Consider the following 1,525-nt stretch of genomic DNA (forward strand, 5'->3'; position numbering starts at 1 on the left):
GCAAGAACTGATACTGATTTTGGTAATATTCATTTGAATCCTAAATTTCAGGCTTTAATTGAAGGTGATTTTATGTATTGAATTGAGAATTGAGAATTGAGAATTGAGAAGTTATTTTTGTAACGGAGATTTTGAGCAACCCTTTAAAAACATTTCGTCTTATACCATTTCTCTGTAATAATGTAGTTAATAATTGTTTCTCAGACCTTATTACACTTACTATTCTCATCTTTATATTAAGTGTAACTTCATCAATAAATGGTATTAAAAGGGCGATCTGATATACTATTTATCTGTTTAATGAGATAAATTTACGATCTCCCTAAATCCCCCTTTTTAAGGGGGACTTTGAAGACTTCCCCCTTTTTAAGGTAAATTTATAGATTAAAAAATTGCCATATAATTTGATTAAAAACTGCTTGAGGAAGATAAAAATATGACTACTCAAGAATTAACTGATTTAAGAAATAGTATCCTTGAGGGGCGTTATCAAGATGCCTTAGAAATTTTGGATGAATTAGATGGGATGAGTAGAAAAGAAATTATTAGGAAAATAGAATCTTATTTAATTAGAATGCTGATTCATCTAATCAAAAATCAAGTGGAGCAAAGATTGACTAATTCCTGGGCAACTTCGATTCGAGGTTCGATTCGAGAGATTAAAAAGTTAAATCTACAAGATAATAAAACTGCTTATTATATTAAAGCTGATGAATGGAATTCGACGATAAATAGAGTAATTGAAGATGCTATTAGTGATGCTAGTGTGGAAGTTTTGAATGGTGTTTATAGTCCTTTTCAGTTGGTAGAAATTGTTGATAGAGATTTGGTGATAGAAACAGCGTTAAAATTATTGGCTTTGATGTATGAATATTCGCCGGAAAATTTGTCGAGAGTTATTAATGAAAATTTGGTTTTGTTGCCTGGGGGAGAAGATTGGAAACAGGGAAGTTAAAAGTCAAAATTAAAAATTAAAAATTCAAAAGTTAGAAGTTAAAAGTCAGAAATTATAATACTAAATCCGACAGTATCGTTAGAATTCAATATCCTCGGGGTTTGGTCTCCAAACCCTTACCCAAAAATGTCGTTTTCCTAAATGTGTAGTTTTACATAATTAAAAATAACTAATCCATAAGAGGTTAAATAATAATGTTTTTCTGTTTCAATATCGTAGGGGTTTGGTCACCAAACCCTTATCCAACAATGTCGGTTTCCTAAATGTGTAGTGTTATATAATTAAAAATAACTAATCCATAAGAGGTTGAATAGTTATGATTGAATTGTTAATTGCTTGGGGGGGTAGTGAAGCGGTTAAATTTATTGCTCAGGAAGTTATTGGAGAGTTAGGTAAGGGTGCTGCTGAAGACTATGTTAAAGACTTTTTTAAACAGGGTATTTCTGATGCTATTGGTGGGATGAAAAATGGAAAAATTTTACAAAAAGCTACGGCACAAGCAATTAAATATTTTTTAGATTTGATACAGCAAGAGTTAGAAAATGCTGATTTGAGTGAAAGTGAATTAAA

At 30.7% G+C, this 1,525-nt stretch carries 2 protein-coding genes; both read left to right on the forward strand.

Annotated elements, in window-relative coordinates:
• The first annotated feature begins 436 nt into the window (after window positions 1–436).
• Entirely contained in the window at window positions 437–955 is a 519-nt protein-coding gene (locus F6K22_RS40650; protein ID WP_293110818.1) for a DUF29 family protein, read from the forward strand.
• A 316-nt stretch (window positions 956–1,271) separates the two neighbouring features.
• A partial coding sequence (locus tag F6K22_RS40655; RefSeq protein ID WP_363275518.1) for a hypothetical protein occupies window positions 1,272–1,525 on the forward strand: 254 nt, incomplete at its 3' end.

It is taken from the genome of Okeania sp. SIO2F4, assembly GCF_010672385.1.
In the GTDB taxonomy this organism is placed as follows: Bacteria; Cyanobacteriota; Cyanobacteriia; order Cyanobacteriales; family Microcoleaceae; genus Trichodesmium.

What these genes read in the sequence shown, in the direction of transcription:
- F6K22_RS40650 (WP_293110818.1), top strand. Translation starts at nt 437, where the DNA reads ATGACTACTCAAGAATTAACTGATTTAAGAAATAGTATCCTTGAGGGG.